This window comes from Burkholderia territorii (assembly GCF_902833055.1).
Lineage (GTDB): Bacteria > Pseudomonadota > Gammaproteobacteria > Burkholderiales > Burkholderiaceae > Burkholderia > Burkholderia territorii.
Window position 1 is genome coordinate 48,751 of the sequence record NZ_CADFEJ010000028.1, and the last position, 21,144, is coordinate 69,894.

Below are 21,144 nucleotides of genomic sequence, written 5' to 3' on the forward strand. Positions count from 1 at the left end.
GCGTTTAAAGCGGCGGTATCCGGTTTATCCCTATTCGGGATTGACTGGATAAGGGGAGGGAAATTAATTTGCCGGTAATCGCGCAATGGAAAGCTTGTAAATATTTGTAAATGCGTAAACCGGATTTTATATATTGCCTGATATGGGTAAATAAAAAGCCGGCCAGCGGCCGGCTTGCATCCGATGCGAGAAGGATCAGCGCTTGAGGCCGGTATCTTCGGCCGCGCCGATGTTGATGTTCATGCACTGGATCGCGGCGCCCGATGCACCCTTGCCCAGGTTGTCGAGGCGCGCGACCGTGACGAAGCGCTCTTCGTTGCCGAACACGAACAGGTCGACGCGGTTCGTGTCGTTGTTCGCCTGCACGTCGAAGAACCCGCTGTCGAGGTTCGCCTCCGCGTTGAACGGCGCGACGCGCACGAACGGCTCGTCCGCGTAGTACTCGGCGAACACGCGCTGCACGTCCTGCGGCGTCGCGCGTTTCGCGAGCTGTTCGGGCGAGAAGTAGGTCGTCACCGCCAGACCCTTCAGGAACGGGCCGACGATCGGCGTGAAGATCGGGGCATGCGCGAGGCCGGTGTGCGCGGCCATTTCCGGCAGATGCTTGTGGGCGAGGGCGAGCGCGTACGGACGCGGGCTCGCGAGCTTGCCGCCCGGCGCCGCGCTTTCGTATTCGGCGATCATCGACTTGCCGCCGCCGCTGTAGCCGGTGATCGAGTAGCTGTGCGCGGAGAAGGTCGGCGCGACGATGCCGGCATCCACCAGCGGACGCATCGCGAGCACGAACGCCGACGCATGGCAGCCGGGCACGGCGATGCGCTTCGATGTGCGAATCTTCTCGCGCTGCGCGCGGGTCAGTTCCGGCAGGCCGTATGCCCAGTCGGCATTCGTGCGGAACGCGGTGCTTGCGTCGATCAGCGTCGTGTCCGGATTCTCGACCAGCGATGCCGATTCGCGCGATGCGACGTCCGGCAGGCACAGGAACGTGACGTCCGATGCGTTGATCAGGCGGCGGCGCTCGTCGACGTCCTTGCGCTTCGCTTCATCGATGCGCAGGATCTCGATGTCGTTGCGCGCCGACAGGTATTCGAAGATCTTGAGGCCGGTCGTACCTTCCTGGCCGTCGACAAAAACTTTGGTGCTCATTTCGTTCTCGCTGAATGACACGGGAGCCGCGGCGCCCTGAAACCGCCATTTTAAGACGTCATCCGGCGGCCCTGCACCGCGCGGGGCGAAAAAAGACGGCCCGCGGGCCGTCTTGTGTCCCTTTGATGCGAGCCGGCACCGCATCGCCGCGCGACCGGCGGCGAGCGGGCGGGCTCGCGGGCACGTTCATCGGCCGCCGGCCAGCCAGCGGGCGGTCGCCTCGGCGACGCGCCGGCCGAACGCCTTCGCGGTCTCGAGGTCGCCGGGCAGCGGGCCCTCGTCGGGCGTCGCATCCGCCGGCGACTGCGCGAGCAGGCCCGTGAAGCCGCCGACGTAGTTGATGTCGTTGCGCGTGGCCGCCTTCGAGTTGGCCGGCATCATGCCCGTGCCGACCCACACCATCCCATGTTGCATCGCCAGCGTGACGAAATACTGAATCGTCGAGAACTTGTCGCCGTTCATCGTCGCGGAGTTCGTGAAACCCGCGGCGATCTTGTCCTTCCATTTCTGCGTGAACCACGGTTTCGACGTGGCGTCGGCGAACTGCTTGAACTGCGCGGACGGGCCGCCCATGTAGGTCGGCGCGCCGAAGACGATCGCGTCCGCCGCGTCGAGCGCGGCCCAGCCTGCGTCGTCCAGTTCGCCGACGGCGATCAGGCGTGCGGTGGCACCGGCGTCCTGCGCGCCGGTATGGACGGCCTCGGCGAGTTTCTGCGTGTGACCGTAGCCGCTGTGATAGACGATGACGATATTCGACATGAAGCGTTCTCCGGAAGAGGACGACACGGCGGGCGCCGCGGCCTGCCGCGTCACGCGCCGCGGTCGGGCGGCGCGACGGATGCGCGGCGGGATGCCGCGACCGGTGCCGCCGAGTCTAGCAAGCCGAAATGACGGGAGAAAAGCATGCAGGCAGCTCGCGCAAACTCGCGCGCGGGCGATCACGGCACGCAGGCACGCGCAACGGGAGCAATGGGAGCAACGGCAGCAACGGGGGCTGGCGGCAGCGCATGAGCGCTTACTGCCCGTACGTGACCGTGAGCCGTGCGGTGCCGATCGCCAGCGTGCCGATCTCGTGTTCGAACATCGGCGCGGGGCGCCCTTGCGCGACGCGCAGCTCCGTGCCCTTCAGCGCATAGACGGTGATCACGTAGCGATGCGGCTTGCCGGGCGGCGGGCACGGGCCGCCGTAGCCGTCGATTCCGAAGTCGTTGCGCGCCTCGCTCGCGCCGATCCGGCGCAGGAAGCCCGACGCGCTCGCGTCGGCCGGCAGGCTCGTGACGCTCGCGGGAATGGTGGCGACGGCCCAGTGCCACCAGCCGTGCCCTGGCGCATCGGGATCGAAGATCGTGATCGCGTAGCCGCGCGTGCCGGGCGGCGGGTTGCGCCAGCTGAGCTGCGGCGAACGGTTCTCGCCCTTGCAGTCGCCGCGGTCGAACACGTTCGCGGGGCCGACGCGCCCGCCGGGCGTCAGATCGTTGCTCGACAGCGTGAACGGACCTTCCGCGCGCGCGGGCGGGACGGCGAACGCGACGCACGCGGCGGCGCAGGCAAGGGCGGCGATGAACGGCGAAGGGCGACCCGGGGACGCAGGCGAAGAGATCCGGCGATCCACACGCATATGGCGCTTCTCCCGTCACGTGGGCCGGTCGATGGTCCCGGCATTGTTGGCGTTGTGTGTTGCCTGCGCAGCTGATGGCGGCGATGGATCAAGTCTAGCATTAGGGTTCGATGAGCGATGCACGCGTGGGCCCGCGATTCGGGCCGGTCCCCGGCGCGGATCGGCGGACGAAAAAAAACCGCTCGCGGTCAGGCGAGCGGTTTTCTTTGGCCAGGGTGCCGGCTGCGTGCCGGCCCGGCATTATTCCTTCGGGGCCGTCGCGCCGCCGTGCGCGGCCGACCACTCGGCCGGCGCGTGCAGGAACTTCTCGACTTCGTCGAGCGTCTTGGTCTCGAAGTAGCCCGACGCCTTCGCGACGCGCAGCACGTCCCACCAGGTCGCCAGCGCGTGCAGGTCGACGTCGATGTCCTTCAGGACCGACACGCTTTCCTTGAAGATGTTGTAGTGGAACAGCACGAAGCAGTGGTTCACCGTCGCGCCCGCGGTGCGCAGCGCATTGACGAAGTTGATCTTGCTGCGGCTGTCGGTCGTCAGGTCTTCCACCAGCAGCACGCGCGAGCCTTCTTCCAGATGGCCTTCGATCTGCGCGTTGCGGCCGAAACCCTTCGGCTTCTTGCGCACGTACTGCATCGGCACCATCATCCGGTCCGCGAGCCATGCCGCGAACGGGATGCCGGCCGTCTCGCCACCCGCCACCGAGTCGATCTGCTCGAAGCCGACATCGCGCATGATCGTCGTTTCCGCCATCTCCATCAGCGCGCGGCGCACGCGCGGATACGAGATCAGCTTGCGGCAGTCGATGTAGACGGGGCTTGCCCAGCCGGACGTGAAGATGAACGGTTTTTCGGCATTGAAGTGCACCGCCTGCACTTCGAGCAGGATTTTGGCGGTCGTATCCGAGATCGACTGACGATCGTAGCCTGTCATGGGCATTCCTTGGGTGATGAGCGAAGAGCGGGCGCGGGCCCGGTGGCGCAGCAAGGGGAACCTGCCCGAGGGGCCGGGGTGCGATCGGCGGGCCAATCGCATCGCTGCGCGCGTAGCCGGCTATTTTACCCGATTCAGGCCGGTTTTCGGCGGAAATCGCGCAGGTTCGGCGCGCGGCTCACCACCGGCGAAACAAGCGGGGCGCGACCATGCGCCGCTGATGCGGAGGATGCGGCGCTGCACCAACGAACGCCATTTAGGGGGTGTACACTAGGCGACCCTTAGAAATCGTTCAGTACTTTGTACTTTCCTCTTGCCATCCGCCAAGGTTCGATGGCGTGCCGACCCGGCGCGCTGCGTGCCGTCTCGCAGTCGACCACCCCTTCGATTCAAGCAGACGCGGCCCAAGGTGCTGTGTACTGAACCGTCAAAATTTCGCATGTCTCTCGCAGGTCAATCATGGACGAACAACTGAAGCAGGCCGCTCTCGCTTATCACCTGAACCCGAAACCCGGCAAGATTTCGGTCACCCCGACCAAGCCGCTGTCGAACCAGCTCGATCTGTCGCTCGCATACTCGCCGGGCGTCGCCGCCGCGTGCGAGGCGATCCACGCCGATCCGCTCGACGCGCAGAAGTACACGTCGCGCGGCAACCTCGTCGGCGTCATCACGAACGGCACGGCCGTGCTGGGCCTCGGCAACATCGGCCCGCTGGCCGCGAAGCCGGTGATGGAAGGCAAGGGCTGCCTGTTCAAGAAGTTCGCGGGCATCGACGTGTTCGACATCGAACTGTCGGAGTCTGACCCCGACAAGCTGGTCGAAGCGATCGCGATGCTCGAGCCGACGCTCGGCGGCATCAACCTCGAGGACATCAAGGCGCCCGAATGCTTCTACATCGAGCAGAAGCTGCGCGAGCGCATGAAGATCCCCGTCTTCCACGACGACCAGCACGGCACCGCGATCATCGCGTCGGCCGCGATCCTGAACGGCCTGAAGGTGGTCGGCAAGAAGCTGTCCGAAGTGAAGCTCGTGTGCTCGGGCGCGGGCGCGGCGGCGATCGCGTGCCTGGACCTGCTGGTGAACCTGGGCCTCACGAAGTCGAACATCCTCGTCGCCGATTCGAAGGGCGTGATCTACGAAGGGCGCGGCAACCTCGACCCGTCGAAGCAGCGCTACGCGGCGACCACCGACGCGCGCACGCTCGCCGACGCGATCGTCGGCGCGGACGTGTTCCTCGGCTGCTCGAGCGCGGGCGTGCTGAAGCAGGACATGGTCAAGACGATGGGCGAGCGCCCGCTGATCCTGGCGCTCGCGAACCCGGAACCGGAAATCCGCCCGGAAGACGCGAAGGCCGTGCGCCCGGACGCGATCGTCGCGACCGGCCGTTCGGACTACCCGAACCAGGTCAACAACGTGCTGTGCTTCCCGTTCATCTTCCGCGGCGCGCTCGACGTCGGCGCGACGACGATCACGGAAGAAATGAAGCTCGCGTGCGTGCGCGCGATCGCCGAGCTGGCCGAGGAAACCGACCAGAGCGAGGAAGTCGCGAAGGCGTATGAAGGCCACTCGCTCGAGTTCGGGCCGGAGTACCTGATTCCGAAGCCGTTCGACCCGCGCCTGATCATCAAGATCGCGCCGGCCGTCGCGCAGGCCGCGATGGATTCGGGCGTCGCCACGCGCCCGATCCAGGACATGGACGCATACCGCGAGCAGCTCGGCGCGACCGTCTACCGCACCGGCATGGTGATGCGCCCGGTGTTCGCGACCGCGAAGAAGAAGCAGGCGCGCATCGTGTTCGCCGAGGGCGAGGACGAGCGCGTGCTGCGCGCCGCGCAGTTCGTGCTGCTGGAAAAGATCGCGAAGCCGATCATCGTCGGCCGTCCGTCGGTCGTCGAGATGCGCCTCGCGAAGATCGGCTCGAAGCTGAAGGCCGGCGTCGATTTCGAGATCGTGAATCCGGAAGACGATACGCGCTACCACCGCTACTGGCAGGCGTACCACGAGATCGGCGCGCGCGACGGCGTGACGCCGGAAGTCGCGAAGGCCGCGCTGCGCAAGTTCAACACGCTGATCGGCGCGATGCTCGTGCACCTGGGCGACGCGGACGGGATGATCTGCGGGATGATCGACACGTACCACACGCACCTGAAGTTCATCGAGCAGGTGCTCGGCCGTGCGAAGGGCGCCGAGCACTTCGCGGCGATGAACCTGCTGATGCTGCCGGGCCGCAACCTGTTCCTGTGCGACACGTACGTGAACGAGCTGCCGAGCGCAGAACAGCTCGCCGACATGACGATCCAGGCAGCCGCCGAGATCGAGCGCTTCGGCATCGTGCCGAAGGCCGCGCTGCTGTCGAACTCGAACTTCGGCAGCGCGCCGTCGGCGTCGTCGCGCCGCATGGCCGAAGCGCGCAAGCTGATCAGCGAGCGTGCGCCGAACCTCGAGGTCGACGGCGAAATGCACGGCGACGCGGCGCTGTCGGAAGCGGTCCGCAAGGCCGCATTCCCGGGCACGACGCTGTCGGGCGAAGCGAACCTGCTGATCATGCCGAACGTCGAAGCGGCGAACATCGCGTACAACCTGCTGAAGATGGTCGGCGGCGAAGGCGTGACGGTCGGCCCGCTGCTGCTCGGCGCGGCGAAGCCGGTCCACATCCTGACGCCGGCGGCGACCGTGCGCCGGATCATCAACATGACGGCGGTGGCCGCCGCGAACGCGAACACGAAGTAAGTTCGCGATGCGCGTGTGCCGCGCTTCACGCGCGGTGCAATGAAAAACGCCACGGAACCTGCGTTCCGTGGCGTTTTTTTGTGAACCGCCGGGCGCGCGCAGGCGAGCGGCGCGCCCGCGAACGCCCACCGTACGCCGTTACGCGACCTGCTGGTGCGACTGCCCGCCCGTCGGCGAGCGCCACTTCGCGAGCAGCGTGTTCCACTTCTGGCGAACCGCGCGCAGGTTGTTCTCCTTCACGTGGCCGTAGCCGCGAATGCCGTCCGGCAGCGCCGCGAGTTCGAGCGCGAGCGGGCGGTTGGCCGCGTTCAGCCTGGCCAGCACTTCGTCGATCAGCGCTTCGTACTCGCCGATCAGCGCGCGCTCGGTGCGGCGCTCTTCGGTGCGGCCGAACGGGTCGAGGCCCGTGCCGCGCAGGAACTTCGCCTTCGCGAGCAAGCGGAACGCCGACATCATCCACGGGCCGTACGCCTTCTTCACGAGATGGCCGTGCGCGTCCTTCTTCGCGAACAGTGGCGGCGCAAGGTGGAACTTCAGTTTCCAGTCGCCTTCGAACTGCGACGACAGGCGCGCGAGAAACGCCGGATCGGACTGCAGCCGCGCGACCTCGTATTCGTCCTTGTACGCCATCAGCTTGAACAGGTTGCGCGCGACCGCTTCGGTCAGCGGTTCCTGCGCCGCATCGCCGTCCGCCAGCGCGCGCTCGGCTGCCCGCACCTTGTCGACGAAGGCGGCATAGCGCGATGCATACGCGGCATTCTGGTACGCGGTGAGGAAGTCCACGCGCTTCGCGATCAACGCGTCGACGGCCTTCTTCGTGTGCAGCGAGATCACCGTCGCGCCCTGCGCGGGCCGTGCGTCGCCGGCCGCGGCCTGCTTCACGCTCGCGAGGTCGTGCGCCGCGCGGCGGCCCCAGTCGAATGCCGCGCGGTTCTTCTCGACCGACACCGCGTTCAGCTCGATCGCGCGTTCGAGCGACGCGAGCGTGAGCGGCAGCCAGCCCTTCTGCCACGCGTAGCCGAGCACGAACGGGTTCGTGTAGATCGCATCGCCGAGCAGCGCGACCGCGAAGCGGTTCGCGTCGATGAAATCGACGGCCGCGCCCGCCGCCGCGCGGATGTCGTTCTCGGCGGACAGACCCGGGAACGCCCAGTTCGGGTTCTTGATGAATTCGGCGGTCGGCGTCTGCGCGCTGTTGACGACCACGCGCGTCGTGTCGTGCCGCATCCGCGACGTGCATTCGTCGCCGGCCGTGACGATCGCGTCGCAGCCGATCACGAGGTCGGCTTCGCCCATCGCGATTCGCGTCGCATGGATGTCGGTCGGCGCGTGCGAAATCTGCACGTGGCTCATCACCGCGCCGCCCTTTTGCGCGAGGCCCGTCACGTCGAGCACGGTCACGCCCTTGTTCTCCAGGTGCGCGGCCATCCCGAGCAGCGCGCCGATCGTGACGACGCCCGTGCCGCCCACGCCGGTGACCAGCACGCCGTATGCGCGGTCGATCGCCGGCAGCGTCGGCTCCGGAATCGGCGGCAGCGCGCCGCCGTCCACCGACACGGCCTTCGGCTTCTTCAGCTGGCCGCCTTCGACCGTGACGAAGCTCGGGCAGAAGCCCTTCACGCACGAGAAGTCCTTGTTGCAGCTCGACTGGTTGATCTGGCGCTTCGTGCCGAATTCGGTTTCGAGCGGCTCGACCGACAGGCAGTTCGACTGCACCGAGCAGTCGCCGCAGCCTTCGCACACCGCGTCGTTGATCACGACACGCTTGGCCGGGTCCGGATACGTGCCGCGCTTGCGGCGGCGGCGCTTCTCGGTCGCGCAGGTCTGGTCGTAGATCAGGATCGTCGTGCCTTCGATCTCGCGCAGCTCGCGCTGCACGTCGTCGAGCTGGTCGCGGTGATGGATCGTCACGCCCGGCGCGAGCAGCGCCTTCTGGCTGTCGTACTTCTCCGGTTCGTCGGTGACGATCACGATCTTCTTCGCGCCTTCGGACGCGAGCTGGTGGGTGATCTGCGGCACCGTCAGCACGCCGTCGACCGGCTGGCCGCCGGTCATCGCGACCGCGTCGTTGTAGAGGATCTTGTAGGTGATGTTCGCCTTCGACGAGATCGCCGCGCGCACCGCCAGCAGGCCCGAGTGGAAATAGGTGCCGTCGCCGAGGTTCGCGAACACGTGCTTCTCGTCCGTGAACGGCGCCTGGCCGATCCACGGCACGCCTTCGCCGCCCATCTGGCTGAAGGTGCTCGTGTTGCGGTCCATCCACACCGTCATGTAGTGGCAGCCGATCCCGGCGATCGCGCGCGAGCCTTCCGGCACGTTGGTCGACGTGTTGTGCGGGCAGCCCGAGCAGAACCACGGCTTGCGCTCGGTCTGCACGTGCGGCTTCGCGAGTGCCATTTCCTTCGCGTTGATGACCGCGAGCCGCGCGGCGATGCGCGCGCGCACGTCGGACGGCAGCTCGAACTTCTCGAGGCGCGTCGCGATCGCCTTCGCGATGATCGCGGGCGACAGTTCGTAGTGCGCGGGCAGCAGCCAGTTGCCCATCGGCACCGACCATTCGCCGCCGGCGCCGTCCTTCTCGTCGAACTTGCCGAACACGCGCGGGCGCTGCGCATCGGGCCAGTTGTACAGTTCTTCCTTGATCGCGTATTCGAGGATCTGGCGCTTTTCCTCGACGACCAGGATTTCGTCCAGGCCGCGCGCGAATGCCTGCGCGCCCTGCGCCTCGAGCGGCCACACGCAGCCGACCTTGTACAGGCGGATGCCGATCCGCGCGCAGGTTTCGTCGTCGAGGCCGAGGTCCGTCAGCGCCTGGCGCACGTCGAGGTAGGCCTTGCCGCCCGTCATGATCCCGAAGCGCGCGTTCGGCGAGTCGATCTCGATCCGGTCGAGCTTGTTCGCGCGCACATAGGCGAGCGCCGCGTACCACTTGTAATCGAGCAGCCGCGCTTCCTGGACGAGCGGCGGATCCGGCCAGCGGATGTTCAGGCCGCCTTCGGGGAGGATGAAGTCGGTCGGCAGCACGATCTCGGTGCGATGCGGGTCGATGTCGACCGATGCCGACGATTCGACCACGTCCGTCACGCACTTGAGGGCCACCCACAGGCCCGAGTAGCGGCTCATCGCCCAGCCGTGCAGGCCGAAGTCGAGATATTCCTGCACGTTCGACGGGAACAGCACCGGCAGCCCGCAGGCCTTGAAGATGTGTTCGGACTGGTGCGCGAGGGTCGACGATTTCGCCGCGTGGTCGTCGCCGGCGAGCACGAGCACGCCGCCGTGCTTCGACGAACCGGCCGAGTTCGCGTGCTTGAATACGTCGCCGGTGCGGTCGACGCCCGGGCCCTTGCCGTACCACATGCCGAACACACCGTCGTATTTCGCGCCGGGGTACAGGTTCACCTGCTGCGACCCCCACACGGCGGTGGCGGCGAGATCTTCGTTGAGACCGGGCTGGAAGACGATCTGGTGGGCGGCGAGGTGCTGCTTGGCCTTCCACAGCGACAGGTCGAGGCCGCCGAGCGGCGAGCCGCGATAGCCCGAAATGAAGCCGGCCGTGTTGAGGCCGGCGGCGCGGTCGCGTTCCTGCTGGAGCATCGGCAGCCGCACGAGCGCCTGGATGCCGCTCATGTACGCGCGGCCGCGTTCGAGCGTGTATTTGTCGTCAAGCGTGACGGACTTCAGCGCGGCTTCGAGCGACGCGCGTTGGTCTGCGTCTAGCGGGGCATTCATTAACTGTCTCCTCCACCCAGTTTGGGATCACCAAAACTTCGATTGCGTCGACGTCTTGTGGACGTGTCGGCAGTGGCCGGCATATTGGCCGGTTTTGAGTGATGGTAGCACTGGGATAAACCCGCCGCCCATCGTTCGACACGCAGCGACGCGGCGACGAAATCTCGCGGGTCAATGCGTTACATCATGTAAAAGCATGTAAAGCCGGCTCCATCTTCGTACAAATGCCGTTAATCTTGTCGGCCTGCCGGAGGTGCCCGGCCGCGTCGGCCCGTCTCGACGCAACCGGGGAGGCGCCGGCAGTTTTAAAGGAGGTGCAATGAACACACGTCATATCCAGAGTTTCCTGATCGTGTCCGCCGCGTTTTTCGCGATGACCGGCCCGGTGCACGCGCAAGGCGCGAGCGCACTGGCGGCAGCCGGCGCGCAGATGCGCCAGATCGCGCCGGCCCAGGACGCCGACGCGCAACCGGCGGCCGCACGCGTCGTCGTGTCGAAGGCGAACGTGCGTTGATCCGTTCGCGCGGCCGCCGGGCCGCGCCGCAACGATGCAAAACGACAAAAGGGCGGGAATCGCAGGATTCCCGCTTTTTTTCATGTGCCGCCGGCGCTCGTTCCGACCCGGGCGCCGTCTGCCGGCCGCTGCGCGGCCGTCCGTCAGCGTCAGGCCTTGTCCTGGACCACGCCGCGGCGGATCTGGTCGAGTTCGATCGATTCGAACAGCGCCTTGAAGTTGCCTTCGCCGAAGCCCTGGTTGCCCTTGCGCTGGATGATCTCGAAGAAGATCGGGCCGATCTGGTTCTCGGTGAAGATCTGCAGCAGCAGGTCGTCGCGGGCGCCGTCGATCAGGATCTTGCGCTTCTTCAGTTCTTCCAGCGATTCGCCGTGGTTCGGCACGCGGCGGTCGACCAGCTCGTAATACGTGTCGATCGTGTCGAGCAGCTTCACGCCCTTGTCGCGCAGGCCGTCGACCGCGCCGTAGATGTCGTTCGTGCCGAGCGCGATGTGCTGGATGCCTTCGCCGTGGTACGCGTCGAGGTATTCCTGGATCTGGCCGGCCGTGTCCGAGCCTTCCTCGTTGATCGGGATCCGGATCTTGCCGCACGGCGACGTCATCGCCTTCGACTTCACGCCCGTCACCTTGCCTTCGATGTCGAAGTAGCGCACTTCGCGGAAGTTGAACAGCCGCTCGTAGAACTCGGCCCATTCCTGCATGCGGCCGCGATGCACGTTGTGCGTCAGGTGGTCGATGTAGGTGAGGCCATGGCCGACCGGGTTCGGGTTCGCGCCGGCGATCGGCTCGAAATCGACGTCGTAGATGCTGATGTCGCCGATCGCGCCCGGCTGCGCGCCGTTCTTGCCGCGCCAGCGGTCGACGAAGTAGATCAGCGAATCGCCGATGCCCTTGATCGCCGGGATGTTCAGCTCCATCGGGCCCGTCTTGTTGTCGAAACCCCAGGCGCCGAGTTCCAGCGCGTGCTTGTATGCCTTCGCGGCGTCCTGCACGCGGAACGCGATCGCGCAGATCGACGGGCCGTGCAGGCGCGCGAAGCGTTGCGCGAACGAATCGGGTTCGGCGTTGATGATGAAGTTGATGTCGCCCTGGCGGTAGACCGTCACGTCCTTGTGGCGATGGCGCGCGATCGCGGTGAAACCCATCCGCTCGAACAGTTGTCCGAGCGCTTTCGGATCCGGAGCGGTGTATTCGATGAATTCGAAGCCGTCGGTGCCGACGGGGTTGTCCCAGTTGGGGATCTGCATGTCGTGTCTCCTGTGCGGGGCGATCGGCCGGCGCGACGTGCGCGTGCGCGGCCCGGTTCGATGTCGAACGCGGCGCGCGCATCGGCGTACGCCGCGAATCGGTACGTGCGACAGAGTGTAGCGGGCGAGCGCGAGCGGAAACTTGCGAAGTTAATCGTCCATGCCTACGATGGCGCAATTTCCAGTCTCAGAACCATCATTGGAGGGCAGAAGATGGCGCAAGCCGAATTGGACGCCATCGACCGGCGGATTCTCGCGATTCTTCAGGAGAACGGCCGCCTGTCGAACCAGGAGATCGCCGAGCGCGTGAACCTGTCGCCGAGCCCGTGCCTGCGGCGGATCCGCCGGCTCGAGGAGATCGGCGTGATCACCGGCTACGTCGCGCTGCTCGATCCGCAGAAGCTCGGCCTCGACCTGCTCGCGTACGTGAGCGTGCGGCTCGAGAAGCGCGGCGGCCTCGCGCCGGTCCGTGCCGACGAGACGTCGGCGCGCGCCGGTGCGACCCACGCGGAGCTGTTCCGCGCGGCCGTGCAGACCTGGCCGGAAGTGGTCGCGTGCCATGCGATGACGGGCGACATGGATTACCTGCTGCGCGTGCAGGTCGAGGATATGGCGCACTTCTCCCGCTTCGTGCAGGAGCATCTGCTGCACCATCCGTCGGTGATCGACGTGAAGACGAGCTTCTCGCTCGAGTGCTTCAAGGAGACGACGGCGTTGCCGATCCGGTCGGTGCGTTAGCGCGTGGCGCGGGGAGGCAGGGGAAGGGAGGCCGGGCTGCCCCGCGAGGCAACCCGGTCGGCCGATGTTATGCCGTCAGCGCGGCGGGCATCAGCGATGCGATGAACTTCGACGTGCGGTGCGCCTGGCGCTTGAGCGCATAGTCGAATACCGCGGCCTGCTCCTGCAACATCTCGGCGAGAATCGTCGAGTGGTCGGCCGGCGGCAGCGACAGGTACGCATCGGCTTCGCCGTATGCATATTCGATGCGCATCCCGGACTTCTTCGCGATGTGCATCATCGTCGCGTTGCGCGACAGGCAATGCATGTACAGCATCGTCACGCGCGTGTTGCGGCTGCGGATCGCCGCGCGCTCGAACAGTTTCGAGCCGACGCCGCGGCCGCGCGCGCTTTCGAGCACCGACACGCCGAATTCGGCCGTCCGCTTGTCGCCTTCGGCCGGCAGATACGCCAGATGGCCGACGCCGATCAGCTCGAGCGCATGGTCGAACACGCCGAACACCGTGTCGCGACCGAAGTCGATCGTACGGACATAGTTCTCGATCACGTGGTCGGGCACCATCTGGCCGAAGCGCAGCAGGCGATCCTCTTCGTTGAGCGAGAGAAAGTGGGCGAGCATTTGCTCACGGTCTTTGGAAGCCAGTTCCCTGACGAGAACCGGCGCAGTCCCGGCGTGCGCGACACCATCGGCACGGCGGTTGGGTTGCGTGTTCATCGTGGGTTCCTCAGTGTGTGGCTGCACCAACTGCTTGTGCAATGCAGCGCATTTTACCCGAGCGGGGTTGGGGAAAACCCGTATTTGACGTTATTTGTGCTGAGGAGGAATTCTAAATCCGCTTAGTTAATCGTGTATCTATTTGATTTTTAACGGATTTAAAATTCATCATATGAAATGCGCGGCCGCCGGTCGCAGTGTGCCGGCCGCGCAACGCATGCTGCTGCGCGGCAATCAACGGCCTGCGGACAGCCCGTGTTCCATCAGGTCGATCACCTGTTCGGCGAAGTCGCGGTAGCCGAGGCGGCCGCCCGGCTTGAGCCATGTGAACGTCCAGTTGATCATCCCGAACACCATCATCGTGACCGACGTCTGGTTTTCCTTCGAGATCCGGTCCGGATACGCGCGCGCGAGCTGGCGCGCGAATGCCGCGACGATGTCGCGCTGGCGGTCGAGGATGATTTCGCGCTGTGCATCCTCCAGATACTTCACGTCATTGAGCAGCGCGACATGGCGACTGTGCGACGTCTCGTACTCGGCGAGGAACGCGCGCACCAGTTCGGCGAACGCGTCGCGCTCGCTGAGGCCGCGCCGCTGGCTCGCGCCTTCGACCTCGGCGATGATCAGCATCAACCGCTTCGTGTAGCGGTCGAGCAGGTCGAACAGGATCGCTTCCTTGCTCTCGTAATAGTGATACAGACGTGCCTTCGACGTGCCGCTCGCGGTTGCGAGATCGGACATCGACGTGCTCGGATAGCTCGTCTGCGCGAATTTTTCGGCGGCGAGATCGAGGATCTGCTCGCGCTGGGATTCGTGGTCGGGCGCTCGGGTACGGGCCATGGTCGAATGCGAAAGTTGTAGCGTCAGTGCGGCGCGGCTGCCGCGCGCATCTGCGTGGAAGAAAGGGCGGCCGGCGCATCGTCCTGCAGCTCGAGCCGGCCCGCGGCCGCGAGTTCGCGGCAGCGCCACCAGGCGATCGAGTCGCTGACGAACAGCCCGCCGCGATCGGCGCCGGCCATGATGCCGCCGACGACGCGTCGCGCGGGCTGCCAGCCGGGTTTCGCATGCGCGACGATCAGCGCGTCGAGGTCCGCGTAATGGCCGCTCTTGATCGTGTTGCTGACCCAGTAGCGCAGCTCGGCGTTCAGGTGTTTCGCCTCCTGCCATTCGAGCGCGAGACGACCGATGCGCAGCACCGAGACCGGCGCGGCCATCGGCCGTTTGCGGGCGAGCGCCGCGGGCGAGAACATGCCGGTCGAACACGCCTGGTCGGCGCGGGTCAGCGCCGCGCGCTGCGCGGCGTCGAGGTCAGCAGCCGACAACCGCACCTCGTTCAGCCGTTGCGGCACGTTGCGCAGGTGATAGGCGACGCGGCGCAACAGCAGCTTGTCGCCGACGCTCGGTGCGTGCCAGACGACCACCTGGTCCGTATCCATCACGAGCTGCTCGAGGCGGGCGAATTCAGCTTCGATCTCCGCGTTCCAGTCGGGAATCTGGTCGCCGAGCACGCGGTGCCAGAAGGCGGCGCGCGTGTCGGGCGTCTCGTCGGCGCCCTTCAGCGGCCCGACCGCGAGATCGTCGAGCAATCCGACGACGCGCTCGTCGCGTCCGGCTTGCGCGAGGGCCTCGCGCAGCGACGCGGCGGCGGTGCCGCCCTGAATCACGTGAATGGTACTCATCGGCCTGTCATCAACAAAAGAAAACCGCCGGACCGGCGGACGTTGCGACGTCCAGCCGGCCGGCGGCCCCTAGTGTAAGCGAGATGTGTGACGACGAGAAACCGGCGCGCCGCGCCGGTGCGACGCCGCTCAACGCTCGTCGAAGCTCACGACGACCTTGTCGCTGATCGGGTGGCACTGGCACGTGAGCACGAAGCCGTCCTGCACTTCCCGCTCCTCGAGCGTGTAGTTCTTCTCCATCCGGACTTCGCCTTCGAGCACCTTCGCACGGCACGTGCAGCACACGCCGCCCTTGCACGCATACGGCAGCGCGAGGCCCGCGCGCAGGCCGACGTCGAGCAGGCTCACGCCTTCGTACGGCAGGCGCAGCTTGCGCTTCTTGCCGTCGAGCACGATCTCGAGATCGGCGGCCGGCGTCTGTTCGGTGATTTCGACGACGGGCGCGCCCGCCTGCGGCAGCGGCGTGCCGAACCGTTCGACATGCACCTTCGCCTGCGGCACGCCGGCCGCCTTCAGCGCGGCTTCGGCGGCGTCCATCATCGGCGCGGGGCCGCAGATGAACGCTTCGTCGATCGCGTCGGCCGGCGTCAGCGTGGCGAGGAATTCCGCGCATTTGGCCTGGTCGAGCACGCCGTTGAACAGCTCGACGTCCTGCTGGTCGTCCGACAGCACGTGATACAGGACGAAGCGGTTCATGTAGCGGTTCTTCAGGTCCTCGAGCTCCTCGGCGAACATGATCGCGTCGACGCTGCGGTTGCCGTAGATCAGCGTGAACGTGCTGCGCGGTTCCAGTTCGAGCGTCGTCTTCACGATCGCGAGCACCGGCGTGATGCCCGAGCCGCCCGAGAACGCGACGTACTGTTTGCCGTGATCGGCGTTCAGGTGCGTGAAGAAGCGGCCGTCCGGCGTCATCACGTCGATCGTGTGTCCCGGCTTCAGCGTGTCGAACGCGAAGTTCGAGAAACGGCCGCCGCGTACGCGCTTGATGCCGATGCGCAGTTCGCCGTCGCGGTCGTAGTCGGTCGTGCCGACGCAGATCGAGTACGAGCGGCGCGTTTCCTCGCCGTCGATGTGGGTCTTCAGCGTGACGAACTGGCCCTGCGTGAAGCGGTACGCGTCGCGCAGCTCCGGCGGCACGTCGAAGGAGACGGTGACGGCGTCGGCGGTCTCGGGCCGCACGTCGCGGATACGCAGCGAGTGAAATTGCGGGGTCGCCATATCAGTCAGTAAGGTTTGAAGTAGTCGAAGGGTTCGCGGCAGTCGACGCAGCGATACAGCGCCTTGCAGGCCGTGGACGCGAATTGCGCGAGCCGCTCGGTATTGGCCGAGCCGCAGCGCGGGCACACGGGCGCCGCGACGGGGCGCGGCACGAATCGCACGACGTTTTCCCGGGGCGCGGTGCTGCCGCACTGGCCGACGGGCGGCGCGATGCCGTACGCGCGCAGCTTGTCGCGCGCTTCCTGCGTGATCCAGTCGGTCGTCCAGGCCGGTGCGAGCACCGTCTCGATCCGGTGCGGCGGCAGCTGGGCGGCGTGCATCGCCGCGGCGATGTCCTCGGCGATCTGCGACATCGCCGGGCAGCCGGAGTAGGTCGGCGTGATCACGACTTCGAGCAGGCCGTCGTCCGCGCGGCGCACGTCGCGCAGGATGCCCAGCTCGCGGATCGATACGACCGGGATTTCGGGATCGGGCACGGCTTCGAGCACGTCCCATGCGCGCGCGAGCACGGGATCGTCGCGGTGCGTGACAGGCGCGGCGTTGGTCGAGGCGTCGATCTGGGCGGACATCGTGAGCTCCGTTGTGTGGCCGGTTACCAGCTCGCGCCAGGATGCTGACGCGCGAGGCTCTGCATTTCCGCGAGCAGGTAACCCATATGCTCGGAGTGCTCGCCCTGCTTGCCGGTCGTCACGTGCTGCACGGGGGCCGGCAACGCGAGCGTTGCTTCGGCGAGCGCATCGTCCACGTCCGCGCGCCATGCGGCTTCGAGCGAAGCCGGCGCCGGAGCGATGCCCGCCGCCGCGACGGCATCGTCGATCGCGTCGGCCGCGAAGAATTCACGCGTGTACGGGATCAGGTAGTCGAGCGCGGCCTGCGCGCGGCGATGCGATTCGTCGGTGCCGTCGCCGAGGCGCACGAGCCATTCGCGCGCGTGCTGCACGTGATAGCGGGTTTCCTTCACCGATTTCGCGGCGATCGCGGCGAGTTGTGCGTCCGTCGACGATTCGAGCGCGGTCCACACGTGCAGCATCAGCGTCGCGTAGAGGAAATTGCGCACGATCGTCACCGCGTAGTCCTTGTCGGCGTGCGCGGTGCCGGCGATCGGGCCGTAATGCGGCAGCTCGGCGAGCGTGAAGTTCGCGAACTCGCGCTCGGTGCGGAAGTATGCGTAGTCGTCTTCCGTCTTCGCCGCGCCGTTCAGTTGGCGGTCGAGTTCGGCTGCGTGCGTATACAGCATGCGGGCCTGGCCGATGAGGTCGAGGCTCATGTTGGTGAGCGCGATGTCTTCCTCGAGGATCGGGCCGTGGCCGCACCATTCGGCGTTGCGCTGACCGAGGATCAGTGCGTTGTCCGCGAGGCGCAGCACGTAGGAGAGGTGTTCGGGCGTGATCGTCATGGCGCGGGCGTTACATGTGGTTGACTTCGTCGGGCAGCGTGTAGAACGTCGGATGACGGTAAATCTTGTCGCCCGCCGGTTCGAACAGCTCGGCCTTCTCGGCCGGATCCGACGCGGTGATCGCCGACGACGGCACCACCCAGATGCTCACGCCTTCCTGGCGGCGCGTGTAGACGTCGCGCGCCATGCGCAGCGCCATCGACGCGTCCGCGGCGTGCAGGCTGCCGCAATGCTTGTGGTCGAGGCCCTGCTTGCTGCGCACGAACACTTCCCAGATCGGCCATTCCTTGTTCATCACTCTCTCCTGAATCCTGTATTCGATGGTTGCCGCTCAGGCGGCGTGCTGTTCGGCGCGGGCGCGGCGCTTTGCTTCGTGCGCGAGCGCGGCTTCGCGCACCCAGGCGCCGTCGTCGTGCGCCTTCACGCGAGTCGCGAGGCGTTCCCTGTTGCACGGGCCGTCGCCGTTGACGACGCGCCAGAATTCGTTCCAGTCGATCGCGCCGTAGTCGTAGTGGCCGCGTGCCTCGTTCCATTTCAGGTCCGGGTCGGGCAGCGTCACGCCGAGCACCTTCGCCTGATCGACCGTCGCGTCGACGAATTTCTGGCGCAGGTCGTCGTTCGAGATCCGCTTGATGCCCCATTTCGCGGACTGATTGCTGTGGACCGAATCGGCGTCGCTCGGGCCGAACATCATCAGCACCGGCCACCACCAGCGGTTAACCGCCTGCTGGACCATCGCGCGCTGCGCGTCGGTGCCCTTCATCATCGTCAGCAGTGCATCGAAGCCCTGGCGCTGATGGAACGACTCTTCCTTGCACACGCGGATCATCGCGCGCGCGTACGGGCCGTACGTGCAGCGGCACAGCGGGATCTGGTTCATGATCGCGGCGCCGTCCACCAGCCAGCCGATCACGCCGACGTCGGCCCAGGTCGGCGTCGGGTAGTTGAAGATGCTCGAGTATTTCGCCTTGCCGGCGTGCAGCGCGTCGATCAGCGCATCGCGCGATACGCCGAGCGTTTCGGCCGCGCTATATAGATAGAGGCCGTGGCCGGCTTCGTCCTGGACTTTCGCGAGCAGGATCGCCTTGCGCTTCAGGCTCGGCGCACGCGAGATCCAGTTGCCTTCGGGCAGCATGCCGACGACTTCCGAGTGTGCGTGCTGCGAAATCTGGCGCACCAGCGTCTTGCGATAGGCGTCGGGCATCCAGTCCTGCGGTTCGATCTTGCCGTCCGCGGCCATGACCGCGTCGAACCGCGCCTGCTCGGGCGACTCGGCTGCGGCGTCGAGCGGTGCGACGTTGCCGGGGATGTCGAGGGATTGCGTGTACATGGCGGAGGATCTCGTCCGGTTGAATGTGTGCGAAGTATAAACCAACCGACCGGTCGGTTAATAAATTTCTTGCGGATTTGCATCGGGACTGGGGTAAACGTGGGTATGCGGTGCGATCGGCGGTCATGCGGGCGCCGGGTGCGCGAGGCGGGCGGCTTCTGCGGCACAATGCCCGCTTTCCGATGAGGATTCCGCCGATGTCATTTCGAAGCAGTTTCGTCGCGGCCGTGCTGGGCGCGTCCTTTTTCCTGTCGCCGCTCGCGGCCTCGGCCGCACCGGCCGGGTGGGTTGCCGCGTGGGCGACCGCGTTGCAGCCGATTCCGGACCTGGCTGCGCCGCCGCCGCTCTACCGCGCGCCCGACGTGGCCGGGCGAACCGTTCGGCAGATCGTCTATCCGACGGTTTCCGGCCGTGCCGCGCGGATTCGTGTCAGCAACGCCTACGGTCGCGCACCGCTGGTGATCGAGGCAGCCGGTCTCGCGCGCGCGGGTGACGGCGCGGCGCTTGCCGGCGCGACGGGCGCTGCCGTGCGCTTTGGCGGCAAGACGTCGGTGACGCTCGCTCCGGGCGAGGAACTCGAAAGCGACGCCGCGGCGATCGATGTAACGGCCGGGCAGCCTTATGCGATCAGCCTGCGGATGGGCGCGAACCAGCGAATGACCGTGTGGCACCGCGTGTCGAACCAGCTCAATTACGTATCGGTGCCGGGTGATCACGTGAACGATCCGGGCGCAGGCGCCTTCCGTACGCGCTTTACCCAGTATGCGTGGGTGACGGAACTGGCCGTCGAGGCAGGCGCCGCGCGGGCGAGTGTCGCCGCGATCGGGGACTCGATCACCGACGGGTTGCGCTCGAGCCTGAACCGTAACCGTCGTTGGCCCGATGCGCTGGCGCGCCGGCTGGCCGCCACGGGTTCGGATTCGCTCGGCGTCGTGAATCTCGGGATCAGTGGCAATCGGCTGCTGAGCGATTCGGCATGCTATGGCACGTCGCTGGCGTCGCGGTTCGAGCGCGATGCGCTCTCGCGTGCGGGGGTGAAGGCGGCGATCGTGCTGATCGGCATTAACGACATCAACTTCGCGGCGATGCCGCCGCATGCCGGGCTCGATTGCGACAGCCCGCATACGCAGGTCACGGCCGCGTCGTTGATCGATGGCTATCGCGGCTTGATCGACGCAGCACATCGTCGGGGCGTGAAGATCTTTGGCGCGACGCTCACGCCTGCGGCGTTGCCGGCGGGGCGCGAGGCGGTCCGGCTCGAGGTGAACCGGTGGATCCGGAGCGGCGGCGGGTTCGACGGCGTGGTGGACTTCGACGCGGTGTTGCGCGACCCGGCTCGCCCGAGTGTGCTGCAGCGCCGGTATGACAGTGGCGACGGCATTCATCCGAGTGACGCGGGTTACACGGCCATGGCCGATGCAGTGCCGTTGGAGCGGCTGCAGGCCGCAGTCGGCGGCAAGTGACATCGCTCTATATATAGAGCGAGTGATGAACGGCGAGCTTCGCCGATATGGCAGGCGACGCGTGGCCGTTCGGACCCGAAGCCCCCGTGCGCGGCAGCGCACGGGGGCTTTTCAAAATATTTTCACAAAGGGCTTGCGGAGACGGGGGCGGGTGCATAGAATCACGCCTCTTTCGCGCTAACGGCAACGCGGCGCGGAGGAAAGAAGGGAAGCGGTGCGGGTGGGCTGGCTGTAGAGCCGCCGACGCACACGAAGTTGAACCCCGGTCGTCGCAACGAAGCAGTTCAAAAAGTTGTTGACGAACCGAGAAACGCGGTTCATAATCTCGCTTCTCTGCTGCCGAAAACGCAGCGCTGCTGAGAAACTTCAGGTTTCCCGCAGAAATGCTCTTTAAAAATTAACAGCCGATAAGTGTGGGCGCTTGATGGTAGCGAGCTGATCTTCGGGTCAGATAGCAAAAGTATCAAGAGTCTCACACTAAAGTAAGTCAGGTTTATGAAGTGATTCATATTCCTGTCAGCTTTGAGTGAGCGACCGGTTCGAAAGAACCGAAAACAGTAACAGGTTTGAACTGAAGAGTTTGATCCTGGCTCAGATTGAACGCTGGCGGCATGCCTTACACATGCAAGTCGAACGGCAGCACGGGTGCTTGCACCTGGTGGCGAGTGGCGAACGGGTGAGTAATACATCGGAA

18 protein-coding genes and 1 rRNA gene are annotated in these 21,144 nt (G+C 66.1%); 5 read left to right on the forward strand and 14 right to left on the reverse strand.

The genetic code is table 11. The features are described 5' to 3' along the window. Positions 1–195: 195 nt before the first annotated feature. From argC to HW466_RS28740, 4 genes are all read right to left on the reverse strand, one after another. Positions 196–1,146 carry an N-acetyl-gamma-glutamyl-phosphate reductase gene (argC, locus tag HW466_RS28725; protein WP_059792077.1) on the reverse strand — a complete coding sequence of 317 codons (951 nt, stop codon included), beginning with the start codon at positions 1,144–1,146 and terminating at the stop codon, positions 196–198. Between the two features lie 186 nt (positions 1,147–1,332). Beyond that, a complete protein-coding gene (locus tag HW466_RS28730) occupies positions 1,333–1,905 on the reverse strand; it encodes a flavodoxin family protein (protein ID WP_059452676.1) in 573 nt (190 codons plus the stop codon). Between the two features lie 256 nt (positions 1,906–2,161). Next, positions 2,162–2,764 carry a YbhB/YbcL family Raf kinase inhibitor-like protein gene (locus tag HW466_RS28735; RefSeq protein ID WP_151004208.1) on the reverse strand — a complete coding sequence of 201 codons (603 nt, stop codon included), beginning with the start codon at positions 2,762–2,764 and terminating at the stop codon, positions 2,162–2,164. Positions 2,765–3,004: 240 nt separating this feature from the next. Then, positions 3,005–3,691: an orotate phosphoribosyltransferase gene (locus HW466_RS28740; protein WP_006752465.1), complete on the reverse strand. Its 687-nt coding sequence runs from the start codon at positions 3,689–3,691 to the stop codon at positions 3,005–3,007. A 459-nt stretch (positions 3,692–4,150) separates the two neighbouring features. Between HW466_RS28740 and HW466_RS28745 the strand changes: the two genes are divergently transcribed. Then, positions 4,151–6,421 carry an NADP-dependent malic enzyme gene (locus HW466_RS28745; RefSeq protein WP_059452678.1) on the forward strand — a complete coding sequence of 757 codons (2,271 nt, stop codon included), beginning with the start codon at positions 4,151–4,153 and terminating at the stop codon, positions 6,419–6,421. 138 nt (positions 6,422–6,559) lie between these two features. On the opposite strand, the gene HW466_RS28750 is transcribed toward HW466_RS28745, so the two are convergent. Next, on the reverse strand, positions 6,560–10,150 hold the full coding sequence (locus HW466_RS28750) for an indolepyruvate ferredoxin oxidoreductase family protein (RefSeq protein ID WP_059771941.1): 3,591 nt from the start codon (positions 10,148–10,150) through the stop codon (positions 6,560–6,562). Positions 10,151–10,469: 319 nt separating this feature from the next. On the opposite strand from HW466_RS28750, the gene HW466_RS28755 reads away from it, so the two are divergent. Beyond that, positions 10,470–10,664 carry a hypothetical protein gene (locus tag HW466_RS28755; protein WP_059452680.1) on the forward strand — a complete coding sequence of 65 codons (195 nt, stop codon included), beginning with the start codon at positions 10,470–10,472 and terminating at the stop codon, positions 10,662–10,664. A 149-nt stretch (positions 10,665–10,813) separates the two neighbouring features. Here the strand turns inward: HW466_RS28755 and hppD are convergent, their stop codons facing one another. Further along, the gene (gene hppD / locus HW466_RS28760) at positions 10,814–11,911 is read right to left on the reverse strand and encodes a 4-hydroxyphenylpyruvate dioxygenase (RefSeq protein WP_059546504.1); all 1,098 of its coding nucleotides are present in this window, start codon (positions 11,909–11,911) and stop codon (positions 10,814–10,816) included. A 213-nt stretch (positions 11,912–12,124) separates the two neighbouring features. Between hppD and HW466_RS28765 the strand changes: the two genes are divergently transcribed. Then, positions 12,125–12,649 (forward strand): Lrp/AsnC family transcriptional regulator, encoded by a 525-nt coding sequence (locus HW466_RS28765; protein ID WP_011655746.1) that lies wholly within the window; start codon positions 12,125–12,127, stop codon positions 12,647–12,649. Between the two features lie 67 nt (positions 12,650–12,716). Here the strand turns inward: HW466_RS28765 and HW466_RS28770 are convergent, their stop codons facing one another. From HW466_RS28770 to paaA, 8 genes are all read right to left on the reverse strand, one after another. Then, the gene (locus tag HW466_RS28770; RefSeq protein ID WP_151004210.1) at positions 12,717–13,364 is read right to left on the reverse strand and encodes a GNAT family N-acetyltransferase; all 648 of its coding nucleotides are present in this window, start codon (positions 13,362–13,364) and stop codon (positions 12,717–12,719) included. Positions 13,365–13,598: 234 nt separating this feature from the next. Next, on the reverse strand, positions 13,599–14,204 hold the full coding sequence (locus HW466_RS28775) for a TetR/AcrR family transcriptional regulator (protein WP_059452683.1): 606 nt from the start codon (positions 14,202–14,204) through the stop codon (positions 13,599–13,601). Between the two features lie 23 nt (positions 14,205–14,227). Next, a complete protein-coding gene (locus HW466_RS28780) occupies positions 14,228–15,043 on the reverse strand; it encodes a DUF1835 domain-containing protein (protein ID WP_059505413.1) in 816 nt (271 codons plus the stop codon). Positions 15,044–15,172: 129 nt separating this feature from the next. Further along, positions 15,173–16,261 (reverse strand): 1,2-phenylacetyl-CoA epoxidase subunit PaaE, encoded by a 1,089-nt coding sequence (gene paaE, locus HW466_RS28785; RefSeq protein ID WP_059505411.1) that lies wholly within the window; start codon positions 16,259–16,261, stop codon positions 15,173–15,175. Between the two features lie 5 nt (positions 16,262–16,266). Further along, on the reverse strand, positions 16,267–16,830 hold the full coding sequence (gene paaD / locus HW466_RS28790) for a 1,2-phenylacetyl-CoA epoxidase subunit PaaD (RefSeq protein ID WP_060119802.1): 564 nt from the start codon (positions 16,828–16,830) through the stop codon (positions 16,267–16,269). A 23-nt stretch (positions 16,831–16,853) separates the two neighbouring features. Next, positions 16,854–17,657: a 1,2-phenylacetyl-CoA epoxidase subunit PaaC gene (paaC, locus tag HW466_RS28795; RefSeq protein ID WP_059791977.1), complete on the reverse strand. Its 804-nt coding sequence runs from the start codon at positions 17,655–17,657 to the stop codon at positions 16,854–16,856. Between the two features lie 10 nt (positions 17,658–17,667). Then, a complete protein-coding gene (gene paaB, locus HW466_RS28800; protein WP_006752453.1) occupies positions 17,668–17,952 on the reverse strand; it encodes a 1,2-phenylacetyl-CoA epoxidase subunit PaaB in 285 nt (94 codons plus the stop codon). Positions 17,953–17,988: 36 nt separating this feature from the next. After that, on the reverse strand, positions 17,989–18,987 hold the full coding sequence (gene paaA / locus HW466_RS28805; protein WP_151004212.1) for a 1,2-phenylacetyl-CoA epoxidase subunit PaaA: 999 nt from the start codon (positions 18,985–18,987) through the stop codon (positions 17,989–17,991). Between the two features lie 197 nt (positions 18,988–19,184). Here paaA and HW466_RS28810 point away from each other — a divergent pair, with 197 nt between their 5' ends. After that, positions 19,185–20,450: an SGNH/GDSL hydrolase family protein gene (locus HW466_RS28810; protein ID WP_151004214.1), complete on the forward strand. Its 1,266-nt coding sequence runs from the start codon at positions 19,185–19,187 to the stop codon at positions 20,448–20,450. A gap of 568 nt (positions 20,451–21,018) precedes the next feature. After that, positions 21,019–21,144 (forward strand): 16S ribosomal RNA (locus tag HW466_RS28815); the annotation flags it as partial.